Origin of the sequence: Paenibacillus sp. FSL E2-0178 (assembly GCF_038593005.1) — a bacterium.
GTDB lineage: Bacteria > Bacillota > Bacilli > Paenibacillales > Paenibacillaceae > Paenibacillus_AQ > Paenibacillus_AQ phytohabitans.
This window is the reverse complement of the sequence record NZ_CP151953.1, coordinates 6,608,135-6,622,376: the sequence shown is the minus strand read 5'-3', so window position 1 is coordinate 6,622,376 and position 14,242 is coordinate 6,608,135. Positions and strand designations below refer to the sequence as shown.

6 protein-coding genes are annotated in these 14,242 nt (G+C 57.7%); 1 reads left to right on the top strand and 5 read right to left on the bottom strand.

Features of this window, described 5'->3' with window-relative positions:
* Positions 1-532: 532 nt before the first annotated feature.
* The 3 genes from MHI42_RS28695 to MHI42_RS28685 all read right to left on the bottom strand — a co-directional run bounded on the left by MHI42_RS28695 (position 533) and on the right by MHI42_RS28685 (position 10,479).
* Positions 533-4,723 carry a UvrD-helicase domain-containing protein gene (locus tag MHI42_RS28695; protein ID WP_342421375.1) on the bottom strand — a complete coding sequence of 1,397 codons (4,191 nt, stop codon included), beginning with the start codon at positions 4,721-4,723 and terminating at the stop codon, positions 533-535.
* Complete coding sequence (addB, locus tag MHI42_RS28690) at positions 4,720-8,304, bottom strand: helicase-exonuclease AddAB subunit AddB (protein WP_342421374.1); 3,585 nt, start codon at positions 8,302-8,304, stop codon at positions 4,720-4,722. The genes MHI42_RS28695 and addB overlap by 4 nt, the downstream gene beginning before the upstream one ends.
* A 774-nt stretch (positions 8,305-9,078) precedes the next feature.
* Positions 9,079-10,479 carry a class I SAM-dependent rRNA methyltransferase gene (locus tag MHI42_RS28685; RefSeq protein ID WP_342421373.1) on the bottom strand — a complete coding sequence of 467 codons (1,401 nt, stop codon included), beginning with the start codon at positions 10,477-10,479 and terminating at the stop codon, positions 9,079-9,081.
* A 102-nt stretch (positions 10,480-10,581) separates the two neighbouring features.
* On the opposite strand from MHI42_RS28685, the gene MHI42_RS28680 reads away from it, so the two are divergent.
* Positions 10,582-11,571: a Na/Pi symporter gene (locus MHI42_RS28680; protein WP_342424819.1), complete on the top strand. Its 990-nt coding sequence runs from the start codon at positions 10,582-10,584 to the stop codon at positions 11,569-11,571.
* 88 nt (positions 11,572-11,659) lie between these two features.
* Here the strand turns inward: MHI42_RS28680 and MHI42_RS28675 are convergent, their stop codons facing one another.
* Together MHI42_RS28675 and MHI42_RS28670 are read right to left on the bottom strand one after the other, a co-directional pair.
* The gene (locus tag MHI42_RS28675) at positions 11,660-12,487 is read right to left on the bottom strand and encodes an energy-coupling factor transporter transmembrane component T (RefSeq protein WP_342421372.1); all 828 of its coding nucleotides are present in this window, start codon (positions 12,485-12,487) and stop codon (positions 11,660-11,662) included.
* Positions 12,484-14,190, bottom strand: coding sequence for an ABC transporter ATP-binding protein (locus tag MHI42_RS28670; RefSeq protein ID WP_342421371.1), 1,707 nt, complete (start codon positions 14,188-14,190; stop codon positions 12,484-12,486). Before MHI42_RS28670 ends, MHI42_RS28675 begins: the two co-directional genes overlap by 4 nt.
* Positions 14,191-14,242 lie beyond the last annotated feature (52 nt).

The following is a 14,242-nucleotide window of genomic DNA, read 5'->3' as shown; positions in this document are numbered from 1 at the left end:
TGCAGCGTAAACGTAAGGCTTTCATTTCTTTTCTGCCACTAAAATCAGGTATAAAAATCAAAAGATTCCGAGTGACAGAATAGCGGTGGCCGGTTACTTGTTTGTTTATAGTCTAAGCGCCTTCTATATAGGAACTCTTCGTCAGTCTATCCGCTCAAACTCGTGACTCCAGAGAACACTTCGCCCTCCGGCCGTTGCCCGTCTGCAGATTTCTTGAAATATTCCGCTGTTCACGGTGGAAATCCGCAGACAACGGCAGACGCTGACGCTCCTATATTCCAAAATGGTTCCCCGCCACGTTCCCCTGTCTATATACTTTCATGTTCAACCTACATATGTTACATCTCTCATTCTCTTAATCTCTAAGTCTATGAGAATCCTTAGCCTCTTGTCTAATAGCATCCTAAGTCTCTTAGTCTGTTAGTCTGTTAGCACAGTTAGCACTCTTAGCACTCTTAGCACTCTTAGCACTCTTAGCACTCTTAGCACTCTTAGCACTCTTAGCACTCTTAGCACTCTTAATCCCCTATTCTCATAGCCTCACAGCATGTCCGCCATCGAAAAAGTATAGCCAGACCTCGCTGACAGGCTCGCCCAGAATATCAAGCAGCGCCTTGCTGTACAGCTCCAGCTGGAAGCGGTATTTCTCAGTCAGCGATTCGAGCCCGCCCTCTTGCACCGGGACGAAATCTGTTTTGTAATCGAGCAGAATCAGGCGCCCTTCCTCCCGGAACAGACAGTCGATTACCCCTTGAATCAGAACGGTCTCATTAAAAGCTCCGCTGGCGCCGTCAGCCGGGAGTCCCGCCGCCGCTTCGTCCAGGTATGCCAGCCCCTGGTAAGCCTCGTCTGCAGGAACGCTATAGCTGAAAGGCTGCTCTCTGGTCTTCCAGGAAGACTTAAAGAGTCTGCGGCCCAGTTCACTAGTACAGAAATCCTCTACTTCGCCCAGTTCAACCGCGTCTGCCTGCTCCTTGCTGAGTATGGCTAGCCGTTCAAGCCGTGCAAGCGTGGCCTCGAGAACAGACCGGTCCACCGGCTCATCCAGCGGAATATGCTGCATAACGGTATGATACGCGGTTCCGCGCTCAGCAGGGGTAAGTCCCCGCTTTTCCATAAATTTCGGGCGCTGCAGATGCAGGCTGTCCCCATATCCGGTACCGCCGCTTCTTGTGTTCTGCTCCCCGGGAATATAGGTTTCTTCCAGCAAATCAAGGGAGGGCTGGTCCTGCATGGACAGCAGTGCCTTCAGCTCGGTCACCGATGTTTTGGCGGGAATGCCGGAAGCAGCCGCATATGGATAGGTCCACTGTAGCCTGTCCGTAACCTGCCCTGCTGAGGCAGTTCCCAGCGAAGGCACAGTCCTGCCCTGACGGAGCGCCTCAAGCGCTATACGGCGTTCTTCGTTCTTGTCACTGTCACCGTCTGCTGCCAGAAAAGATCCGGAGCCAAGCTCCGCAGCGCCGAGCACCGATATGCTCCAGTTGGACTCATCGCCGTGAAGCACCGTAGATACCGTGCCTTCACTACCCGCAAGCTTGCGCAGAATAGCGGCTGCGGGATGGCGGATCAGCGCCGGTCCCACCCAGTCCAGATAGCTGCGGCCCCGGGCCAGCAGATGGTCTGCCAGGAGCAGCTCCTCCCGGCCCTGCATAGCAGTCCAGCCGGATACTGTGCGCGGCAAATCGCGGACCGTGCCTACCAGGATCATTTTGTCGCGCGGACGGGTCAGTCCGACATAGAGCACGCGCATCTCCTCAGCCAGCAGCTCCAGCCGTGAACGGCGGTTGATGGCCAGGTAAGGCAGCGTCGGGTAGCTGACCCGTGTCTCCCTCTCCACGAAGCGGGGGCCGAAGCCGAGTTCCTTATGCATCAGGAACGGGGAATGCAGATCCTGGCGATTGAACATTTTGGCCATGCCTGCCAGGAATACAACCGGGAACTCCAGACCCTTGGACTTGTGGATCGTCATAATCCGGACGCCGCCAGCCTCCTCACTGCTGCCTCCGGCCACCCCCAGATCCCCGCCGTTCTCTCTCAGCCGTGAGATAAACACGAGGAAGCGGAACAAGCCTCTGGCTGAGGTCTCATTCTCGAACTGAACAGCCCGGTCATACAATGCCTTCAAATTGTTCTGGCGCTGAAATCCGCCGGGAAGTCCGCCAACCCATTCAAGATATCCGCTTTCCCGGTAAATACGCCAGATTAGTTCGCTTAAGCTTCCCTGCCGGGCGGCGTTTCTCCAGTCCTCCAGCATGTCCCGGAAGGTCTTCAGCTTCATCCGCAGCTGCGGATGAATAGCCGTCAGCGCCGCAGAGGCTTCTGTCTCGGCAGCCTTGTCTTCAAGCAGAGTCTCTTGCTCTGATGTTGTAAAAAGATCATACGCGGCAGCAGTCTCTGCCGTTAAATCACCGCCTGCATCGCCGCCGTGCTCCACCCGCAGGGCAGCACCCGCTGAACCCATCGCCGGAGGATTGTCCCCCGGTATATTCGCAGCTTCGGATGCAGCAACCAGCGCGTCATAGAACGTTCCGGTGCTGCATAGGCGCACCTTGGCCAGCTCCTCCTCGCGCAGATTCACCACCGGCGAGCGCAGTACACCGGCCAGCGGAATATCCTGGCGGGGATTATCGACAATCTGCAGCAGCGAGAGGGCGATCTCCACCTCGGTAGCCTGGAAGTACCCCTTGTTCTGGTCGCCGTATGCCGGAATGCCTTCATTCCGCAGCTCTTCAATCATCAGCGGCGTCCACACACGCGCGGAACGCAGCAGAATAACGATATCACCGTATACTACCGGACGCATGATCCGCAGTGCCTTATCATAGATCAGCAGCGGTTCCCCGCCGGTCATTCCTGTCATCTGCGAGATGCGCCGGGCAATGGCCCGTGCTTCCAGCTGTGCAGTCTCACTCTCTACTGCCTCATTCTCCTGCTGGGGCAGCTCATCGTCCTCCCCGGTTTCCTCCGGCTGACCGGATGCAGAGGTACCCTTATCAATCAGCAGCAGCTCCGGCGCAAAATAAGTATCCGGCCCTTTCTCCGCCGCTCCCGGGAAGTTGGCTCCATAGACCAGCTCTGCGCGCTCGTCATAGCTTATCTCCGCGACATTGCTGTCCATGATCTGCCGGAAAACCATATTTACGGCATTCACAACCTCCAGCCGGCTGCGGAAATTGCGGGCCAGATCGATGACCGAACCGCCGCCATTATCGTTCTGCCCGGGACTGGCTTCAGTCCGGGGATCCGTTTCACCGGCAAGCAGGCTACTGCCGTTACCGCCAGCAGACGGCTCAGCGCTGAACCTGCGGTATTTGTCCAGGAACAACCCCGGCTCAGCCAGGCGGAAGCGGTAGATACTCTGCTTCATATCCCCGACCATAAAGCGGTTGCCGGGGAACTCACGGGAGATCAGCCGGACGATCTCCTCCTGTACGCTGTTGGTATCCTGATATTCATCCAGCAGCACCTCATCGAACTGGCTGCGGTATTCCATCGCCGCATCCGAAGGCAGGGAATGCCCCGGAAGCGAGTCCGGATGCCTCAGGATCTGCAGGCAGTAATGCTCCAGATCACTGAAATCCACCAGCCCCCGGCCCGCCTTCTCCAGCCGGTAACGTTCACCGAACCCTATAACCGTCTCCGCCAGCTCGTGCATCAGTGGTGCCGCTTCATGAAGTTCACCCAGGAAAGACTCCGCCGGACGCCCGAACAAGGATTTCTGCAGCTCCAGCAAGCTCTTCTTCACTTGATCCCGAATTGCCTTAACACTCTCCTGCAGGCCGGGATCGGTTGCATCCTTCTTGCAGGGCTTCAGCTTGCCGAAAGAGATTTCCATGAAAATATCATAGAGTTCAGCCCATGGCTGCGATTCTACCGCATCCCGTAATCCCTGCGCCATATCCAGATCGGCCGCCAGGTTATCCGCATAAGGAGCAGGTCCGCCGGGTTGAAGCGCGATCTCGCGGGCCTGCAGCAGCTGGCTGATGGCACCATCCAGCGTCAGCCTGGCTTCAGCGAGAATGCTCTGTACCCAAGGGGTATGGCTCAAGGACTCTGCATCCGGCAGTGAGAAATCAGCAGCCGTATCCCGCAGCCACTGTGCCGGCCAGGGATGACTTCGCGCGAAATCATGCAGCCGCTGAATCAGCGAATGCACCGCATCGTCACTGCGCTCCCCGCTGAACCAGTCCACAAGCCGGACAAATACGCTATCTTCCCCGTCTTCAGTGACCTCACCGTATTTCTCCTCCATCAGCTCTTCCAGCAGCTCCTGGCGCATCATTTCCGCTTCATGCTCATTGAGTATACGGAAGCCCGGATCAATCGGAATCAGCTGATAATACCGGCGGATCACTTCAAGACAGAAGGAATGCAGCGTAGTAATAGAGGCTCTGCCCAGCAGAGCAAGCTGGCGGCGCAGATATTCGTTCTCACCGCTTGTGTCCTCTTCCAGCTTGCGCTCCAGCGCCTCCCGGATCCGCTGCCGCATCTCGGAGGCTGCAGCCTTGGTGAATGTCGCTACCAGCAGCCGGTCCACGCTGAAGCCTGCTTCCTCATTGCTGATTTTGCGGATAATGCGCTCTACGAGTACCGCAGTTTTACCGGAACCCGCTGCTGCCGCGACGAGAATATCGCTGCCGCTCTCGGCAATGGCGCGCCACTGGTCGTCACTCCACAGACTCCCTTCCGGCTTCGCTTCCGTTACAGGATGTATGCTCACAATTTTTCTCCTCCTTTGCGGGACAGCAGATCCCAGATTACGTCTTTGCCGGGCTTACTCAGATTATTGTAGCCATTGCCCTCCACAGCCTCGTCGAACTGGCAGACCGGGCGGAAGGAGCAGAAGGTACAGGCAGTCTCCTGCTGGATGCGGTAAGGCTGAATAGCCACATCACCTTCCGTAATACGCGTACCGATATCCGAAATCGTGCTCCGCACTGAAGACAGCAGCTGACCCCATTGCTCCGGGGTAGCTACAGACGCGCTGCTGTAGAAGCTGCCGTCGCTCTTCAGCGCTACCGGAACAATAGAGGAATAGCCTTTGTCGAGTGTGGTATCCATCAGTGAGACCACTTCACGGTCAGCCGTCAGCAGCCCCTTCATTTTGAAGCGCTTCATCAGCTCCTGCTCCGCTTGCTCCCGGTTCATTCCGTTGGCTGAGGTCAGCAGCGGATCATGAACATGGAAATAGAGCGCGCCTGCCGGGAGTGCAGCCTGGCCAAGCCATTGCTCGGAATAGGTGAGCAGCACATCAAGATAGGTCAGCATTTGCAGCGACAATCCATAGTAGACCTCGTGCAGCTTGAGATCCTTCTGGCTTGATTTGTAGTCAATGACCCGCAGCAGAATACCCTGCTCGCCTTCAGCCATATCCACACGGTCAATCCGGCCGACCACCTCCATTACGCAGCCGTTCGGCAGTGTAATTCTCAGCGGAGGCAGATCCTTCCCGGGACCGAAATCCAGCTCCAGCCCGACCGGCTCGAAGCTCCCCCTGCGCGAATGCTCGCCGAGGATCACTGAAGCGCGGCCGACAATATTCTTCAGCTTGCGTGAGATATAGCTGTAACGTTTGCTGCTCATCAGAATTTCGCCCTGCAGCAGCGGGGACAGACGGTCTACCGTCTCACCCGCCTCACGGCGGCATTCCTCGGCCGTCATACTGCCCCAGCTGCGGCCCTCCTTCTGCAGCCGCTGCGCCATTTGGCTTAGAGCCGCATGGAACAGCTGCCCGATATCCGGGGCCTGGAGCTTATAGAGCTGGCGTTCCTTCAGCCTTAGCCCGTAAGAAGCGAAATGAGAGAAGGAGCAGGCGACAAATTTCTCCATGCGCGACACGCTGCCGCGCAGTGTGTCGCCGCCGTACAGCCGCAGGCTGGTCTCCCGCTTCAGCCTGATCCCTTCGTTGCGGTAGAACAGCGAGCCCAGCAGCCGTTCAAGCTGCAGCTTCATTGAGACTTCCGCCTGCCCATCTGCCGCTGCCTGTGTGTTCACCGGTTTGTCCGCATGTCCATCGGCCGCAAACCAGTTATAGACATCCCACCACAAGCGGGGAATCTCTACCCCCTGGCGCCACTGCCGGAGCTGAAGCATCAGCATGCGGAGGGTTTGCTCAGGATGGCCGATAAAATTCATGTGGACCGCTTCCGTTTGTGCAGACATGCTGTCTTCAGCTGCTTCCCCTCCCTGGGGGAAGCCTGACAGATGCTTCTCATCCAGCCCTTCAGGGAACATGCCCTGCAGCTGGCGGATAATCTCCGAGGGCAGCAGCGCTTTGCCTTCATCATCAGCCGTTGCGTAACTAATCCACAGCTTCCTGCTGGCAGTTGTAAGCGCATTGTAGATCAGGAAGCGCTCATCCAGCAGCTTGCGGGATGAACCGGGGGCGAGCTCCATACCGGCATTCTCCAGCAGCAGACGCTCTCCCTCGGACAAGATCCCGTCTTCCTTGAACTGCGCCGGAACCACACCTTCATTGAAGCCCAGCAGGAAGGCATACTTCACGCCCGACACCCGCGTACGGTCCATCGTTCCGACCAGCACCTGATCAAGGGCAGGCGGGACAAGCCCCATCTTGAGCTCAGCCAGCCCTGTTTCCAGCACGCCGGCGAACAGCTCAAATTCCATTCTTTCCTTGCCCATCATCTCGGCAATCTGATCGAGCAGATCCAGCACAGCCCCCCACAGCTGGTTATGCTCACGGGCAGCTTCCGGGCGTCCCTGCTCCAGAGATTCGGCTCCCATCCGTTCCAGCTTGCGCGCCGCCTCTGTGTCCTCAAGCAGCAGATATACCGCTCTGCACAGCTCCAGGCCGCTGCGGCTGGCTTTGACCCTCTGCTCAAAAGCCTGCAGTGGTCCTGTGATCGCGCTCCGGCAGGCTTCCATTCTGGCCAGCATGGCTTCATCTACGGCCTCACTCCCCTCCAGCGAGAGGCGGGGAATGCCTTTCCAGGAACGGCCGTCAGTCCACCGGTACCCGTGAATACCGCAGGCCAGCACGTAATTCTCCAGTTCATCCATATTGGCGCGCGTAATGCTTCCGTCCAGCGGAAGCAGCAGCTCGGTCTTCACGCAGCGGAACACATCCTCATAGCGCCAGCGGCGGCGGACTACATCCAGAGCGGAACGGATGAATTCCACCAGCGGATGATGCAGCTCATTCAGCTTCTGGTCCAGGAAGAACGGAACGCCGAAGTCCTGGAACAGCGGAGCAATCAGCGGCTCATAATCACTCATATTCCGCATGAATACAGCCATCTCACCAAACTTGGCCCCTGAATCTCTGGCCAGGCTAAGCATCTCGCGCAGCACGCCTTCAACCTCTGTCCGGCGGGAGGCCGCAGCCCGGATACTGACTGCCTCCTCCACTTGCCCGGCCGCTCCGTTCCAGCGCAGCCGTCGCTGGAATCCGCGCTCCAGATGGGCTAGAGCCGGACTCTCCTTGAACCTTGGAAGTACAGGCGGGGCCAGAAGCTGGTCCCAGACTGTAAGGCCCATCTCCTCGGCCATACCCCGCAGCTTGATATATGTAACCGCAGCCGGGTGAAACAGCTCCAGCTCATGCGGCGCCTGGCCTGCGGGATAGATCCGGTCCAGCGTCAGGGCAATGGTCACCCCCGAAGCATATTGCATAAGCTCACGCAGTACGATGAATTCCTGATTGGTAAACCCATGGAACCCGTCTACCCAAATCTCGGCTCCCCGGATATAGCCGGAATCCTGAATATGCTCAGCCAGCTCAGCCAGCCTGTCCTCCTGATCCATGTAGAGCTGTGACATTTCCTGCTCCAGCTCACTGAAGACCAGGTGCAGATCTTCCAGCTTGCCGGCCAGAATCGGACTTCCTCCCAGGGCATCCCGCATTCTGCCGAGCTGTTCTTCGAGGTCACCTGCTCCAAGGCAGCAGCGCTTGAGCTCCGTGTGCAGGTCGCTGAGCCGTTCCACGAATCCTGGCCGGTCCGAGGAGGCGCCGAACAGCTTCAGTTCCTCCTTGCGTCGGTTGACGATCTTATAGATCAGCATCTTCTTGCCTTCCTCGCTGATTGGCAGACTCGCGCTGCCGCCGGTCTCCTGCTTCACCCGGTAGGCCAGCCGCGAGAAGCTGAGTGTCTGGGCGCGGATGCTGCCCTTCACGTTGCCCGCAGCCAACAGCCCGCGCTCCGCACCGAATGATCCCTGTTCAGGGACAAGTATAATTATCGGCGCTCCAAGCGGCTCTGTCTTCAGCCGTGAGGATACCGTCTCCCATATTGTAGTTGTCTTGCCGCTGCCCGAGCGTCCGATCAAAAAGTTAACCGTCATATCAGCAGACTCCTTCCGTGGCGGAGAATTAGAATGCAGGCCGCCCTGCTGCTGCACACACAGAAGCGGATTGCCTGATGAATATCAGAATCTATGAATAATCTCGTCCCAATAGTATAGCATACCTCCACCGCGCGCTCCAGAACGTACGTTTGCCATTGTTTGCAAATACCTGCCGCTTTTTTTAGGCCACGGCAACCAAGGGCAACAGCAAAGAAGACTCTCCCGGAGCCATGGATCAGCTGGTCGGGAGAGCCTGGATGGATTGTATTATTTAGCCGGATCGGATATATAACCGGGATAGCCGCAGAATTAAGTGTCATAAATCCATCTAGCATCAATCCGGAAGGATAAACCGGATTATTAAATGGAGAAAATCCAATTAAATCAGCAGAGTCACTCCTCTGCTGATTCCGGCTCAAGTGCAGGACAGCACCCAGCGCGATTCCTCTGCGTAGTTCATGATCCCCAGCCCGGGAAGCGGACTGAAACTCCGTTATATGAGCAGATCAGGCGGATTCGCCGGGCAAACGGACTCAGATTCCGCTAAGGGACCAGTCAGAGCTCCTAATGGAATCCAGCCGGCAACATAACGGAATCTCAGTCCGCTTAGGCCCCATTCTGAGGTTTTTTGGAGAAATAGGAGCTTCTCAGTCCGCTTCGCTCTGCTGACGGTTCCCCGCTACAGTGCACAGCAACTTCCCTGTAAGAAAAAAAGAGAGCCTCAGTAGCTGAGACTCTCCCGGACAAGCCTTCCGGCTTGAACTAACATCATTATTTGCTGCGCACTTCAAAGATGGCAAACTTCAAATAATGCCCTTCGTCCACGCCGAGGATCTGCGGGTGATCCTTGCCTGCGGCCCGCCACTCGATCAGCCGGAGCACTTTGCCGGCATCCTTGGCCGCTTCCTGGATGGTCTCCAGGAACAGCTGCGGCTGCATATGGTACGAGCAGCTGGCCGTAACCAGATATCCGCCTTCGTTAACCAGCTTCATCCCGTGCAGATTAATGTCCTTGTATCCGCGGACAGCGCCTGCTACAGCACTTTTGGTCTTGGCAAAAGCGGGCGGATCAAGAATAACGACATCCCACGTACGTCCGCCGCCTGCCGTCATCGGCTTCGCGGTATCCGCCTTGGCAGCCGGCTTAGCGCCGGGTTTGCTCTCTGCCGCCGGACCTGTCGCCCGCTCAGAGCGTTCTTCCAGTCCCTTAACCTGATTGCGCAGGAAGGCAAACGCATCATCCACTACAAATTCCACCCGGTCGGTGAATCCGTTGATCTCCACATTGACTTTTGCACTCTCAATCGCATGCGCGGACACATCAAGGCAGGTTACCTTCTTGGCGCCGTATTTGCAGGCATGCAGGGTGAAGCTGCCGGTGTGCGCGAAGCATTCCAACACGGTTGCGCCGTCCCAGAACGGGAAGGTGACCGGCTTGCCGCTTTTGTTGACCGGCAGCATCTGGAGCGATCCGTCCTCTGCCGCTACCTCCTGCAGCGTAATTCCGCTGCGCCCGCCCCAGCCCTTCATGAGCGGAGCGATGGAGGCTCTGTTCTCGCGCTGATCGAAGAAGTAGCCTGTCTTCTGGCCTTCTTCAATATCGACGATAACCTTCAATCCATTCTCGCTTACCGTAATGTGGCGCGGGCATTCCCCGTAGAGTACGCCTGTGGTCTGCTCAAGGCCTTCCAGCTCGCGGACGCTGACATCACTGCGCTCATAAATACCGCGCGGCGACATGACCTGCACCAGCGCTTCCACAATCTCGGAGCGGTGCTGATCCATCGCCAGCGTCAGCAGCTGCACGACAAGAACCTCACCGAAGCGGTCGATGATCAGCCCCGGCAGGAAATCCGCTTCCCCATACACCAGGCGGTAAGCATCCGCACCCGGCAGGAAACGCTCCCTGTGCTGCAGAGCGCTTGTGAACCGGCCGGCAAAAAATGCCGTATCCATCGCCGCAAGCTTACTCTGCGACAGAATTCTTACCCGGATCTGCGAGGCCGGATTGTAATACCCCGTGGCCAGATAACGTCCCTGGTGATTCAGCACATCCACAAGTCCCCCTGCCTGCGGCTCCCCGTCTACCGAGGCCACTTCGCTGGCGTAGACCCACGGATGTCCCTGTTCCAGTCTTTTCTTACGGTTTCGTTCCAGAATTACCGATGCCAATGACTTCAACTCCCTGTTCTTGTTGCTGGATTTGTATACATGTCCCATGCAATGCCTTCATATATTGGTGTACAACCCCCGTCCAAAAAGGAGCCTGTCCTTATGATCCGTGACCTGCTGTTCCCTGTCATTTATGGCCTTGTCATCTTTCTCGCCGGCATGAAGGTGATGGAAGCCTCATTGTCGAGGCTCGCCGGCCCGCTGCTAACCCGGAGTCTGCATAAGGCAACCTCTACGCCGGCCAAAGGCCTGATTGCCAGCAGCCTGCTGTCCGCACTGCTGCAGAGCAGCACGGCCGTAACCGTGCTGACCATCGGCATGGTCAATGCCGGGCTGCTGACCTACGCCCGGACGCTGGGCATTATCCTCGGCAGCAACATCGGCACCTGCCTGACTACAGAGCTGATCAGCCTGCAGATCAGCACACTGGCAGCGCCGCTGCTGGCTGCCGCGCTATGCCTCTGGGCGGCCGCGGTGATTGCCGGCGAGCTATCCCCGCAGGCATGGCGGCTGGTTGAAGCCTGCCGCCGGATCTCGGGGCCGCTGCAGTTCATCTGCCTCGCGGTGGCCGGCTTCGCCCTGGTCCTGTGGGGCATCGCGGTCATGCAGTCGATTGGTCCGGCTCTGGAAGGCAGCGAACTGTTCCGCTGGTTCCTCGGGCATGCCGCCACGAGCGCACTGTGGGGGCTGGCCGCAGGTGCCGTGCTGACCGCGATGGTGCACAGCAGCGCGGCGGTAATTGGCATGGCGATGGGCCTCGCGACCAGCGGCGTCATGCCGCCGGAGCTGGGGATCGCCATCGTGCTGGGCGCGAATATCGGTACCTGCGTCACGGCCGTAATCGCCGCCATCGGCAGCACGCCGTCCGGCGTGTTCGTTGCCTGGTCGCATGTGGCGCTCAATGTCGGCGGCGCCCTGCTCTTCCTGCCCTTCATCGGACCGCTGCAGTCACTCTCTGCCTGGATCGGCGGCGGACCTGCCGCACAGCTCGCCCATGCCCAGACCATCTTCAATGTTGTGTGCTCGCTCGGGGTACTGCCGCTGTGCTACCTGCCCGTATGGACCAGGCTGGAGCAGCGGCTTCAGCGCTAATCCACACCGTCCGGCCAGGATTACAACTGTCTTATTATACTTCAATCCGCCCCGCAGTTCTACGGAAGCTCCACTTCCAGCATCCCCCTCAAAAAATACTATAAAACCGCGAACCGTCATAAAAAGTAATAATCGTCGCGGCTGCGGATATCCCCACCATCAGACACAGCGCAGCATAGTCGCTGCGGGTAAACGGCCGGGCCCGGTACCAGGTCCGGGTGCGGCCAGTTCCGAAGCCGCGCAGCTCCATCGCGGTGCTGATCTTCTCGATCCGCTCGATACTGGTCAGAATCAGCGGCAGCAGGATGGATACGATGTTCTTCAGCCGCTTAGGCAGCTTCTCCTTGCGGGAGATATCAATGCCCCGCGCCTGTGCCGAGAATGAGATGTTCTCGTAATCCTGCTGGATGTCAGGAATATAGCGCAAAGCCAGCGAAACGGAATAAGCGATCTTGTAATTGACCCCGACCCGGTTCAGCGAGGCGGCGAATTCACTCGGATCTGTCGTCAGCAGGAACAGCAGCGCCATCGGAATGACCACGGCATACTTCAGAGCGATATTGAATTGGTAGAAAAGCTGCTCCGCCGTCAGCGTATAACGTCCGGCGAGATGCAGCAGATCATGCCGGGTGCCATAGATTCGTGTACCTTCCAGCGGTGAGAAGGCAAAGATCGCGATGTGATTCAGCAGGAAGAAGAGCAGAATGAAGTAGAGCACAAAGGCATAGTCCTGAAACCGGACCCGTGAAATGCGGAATACGGCCAGGCTGAAGAGCAGCATCAGCAGCAGGCAGCGGGTATCGTAGATAATCATGGCAGAGACCGACCACACGGCAAAAATAATCAGCTTCGTTGCCCCCGTCAGCCGATGCACCGGAGAATCTTGCCTGGTATAGGTTAGCATCTTAGCTTTCATCCGCGCCGGTTCCCCCTGTCATATTCGATAAACCGCCGGACAAATTCCACCGGCTGGTTAAGTCCCGCCTTCACTGCCAGAGCAAACAGTGATGTCTCCTTCAGGTTGGCGCTGCCCACAATATCCCGGTCCGTCAGAATCACCTCCGGCCGGGCATCCGCCAGCTTCCTGCCCTCCGCCAGCACAATTGTCCGCTCTGCATACTCCAGCATCAGGTGCATGTCATGCGTAATCATGATCACCGTAATCCCGGTGCTGCCGAGTCCGCGCAGAAACTCCATAATCTCGTTATAGTGCCGGTAATCCTGTCCGGCGGTGGGTTCATCCAGAAGGAGCACCTCCGGCTCCAGCACCAGGATGGAGGCAATGGTCACCCGTTTCTTCTGCCCGTAGCTGAGCGCTGAAACCGGCCATTCGCGGAACTCATACAGTCCGCAAATCCGGAGCACCTTATGTACCCGCCCGCGTATCTCTTCTTCCGCGAAGCCCCGCAGCTTAAGTCCGAGGGCAACCTCGTCATAGATCAGCGTCATGGAGATCATATGATTCGGATTCTGCATCACGAAGCCGATATGCTCTGCCCGCTCCTTGATCGTATCCGTTGCCAGATCCCGCCCGTTCAGCAGAATACTTCCCGCTGACGGCTTGTAGAACCCGCAAATCAGCTTCGACACCGTTGATTTGCCCGCACCGTTCCTACCGGCAATGCATAGCATCTCGCCGCGGCGGACGCTGAAGGACAACCCCTGCAGCACCTTCGCCTGCTTGTCATAGCCAAAGGTAAGATCCCGCAGCTCAAGCAGCACAGGTGCTGCTTCCTCCTCCTGCGGTACTTCACTGGCCTCATACCAGGCGCGGAGCCTGGCGGCTCCGGTCTCCAGCCTGATCCCGTCCAGATGCTGCGGGTTCATCTCCGGTGTAATCTCGCAGCCGGCATATTTGAGCGCAGTAAGATAGAGCGGCTCCCGGAGGCCTGACTCTGCAAGCAGCGGTGAACTCAGCAGCTGCGCAGCCGGCAGGTCCGCCGCAATCAATCCTTCATTCATGACAATGATCCGGTCCACCGGCCGGTGCAGCACTTCCTCCAGCCGGTGCTCGATAATAATGACCGTATTGCCGGTCTCACGCTGCACCCGGTCGATCAGCTCAATGGCCCCTGTTCCCGTATAGGGATCAAGGCTGGCCAGCGGCTCATCGAACAGCAGGACGTCCACATTACTGACCAGGACCCCGGCCAGCATGGTCTTCTGCTTCTGTCCGCCGGACAGCTCCTGCGGAGAAGCTGTCAGCAGCTCCTGAATATCGACCGCTCTTGCCGCAGCTTCTACCCGCTCATGCATCTCCTGCACCGGAACCGCTGCATTCTCCAGACTGAAGGCAATATCCTCGCCTACGGTCAGGCCGACAAACTGCCCGTCCGGGTCCTGCAGCACAGTCCCCACCACCTCCGACAGGCCGGCAATCCCCAGCTCCTTCGTGTCTGTTCCTTTAACGGTAAGAGTACCGCTTATTTCGCCCGGATACGCAAAAGGAATCAGGCCATTGATGCAATGGGCCAAGGTGCTTTTGCCTGACCCGGAGGGCCCGACAATCAGAATCTTCTCGCCTTCATGAATTTTCAGGTTAATCTTATGCAGTGTAGGTTCCTGCTGGGCCCGGTATTTAAAGGTGAAATCGGTGAATTCTATAACCGTTTTGCTCATGGGTACCCTTCCTCATATGCTGATTTACGTATCCTAACTGACCCGCTCAAAC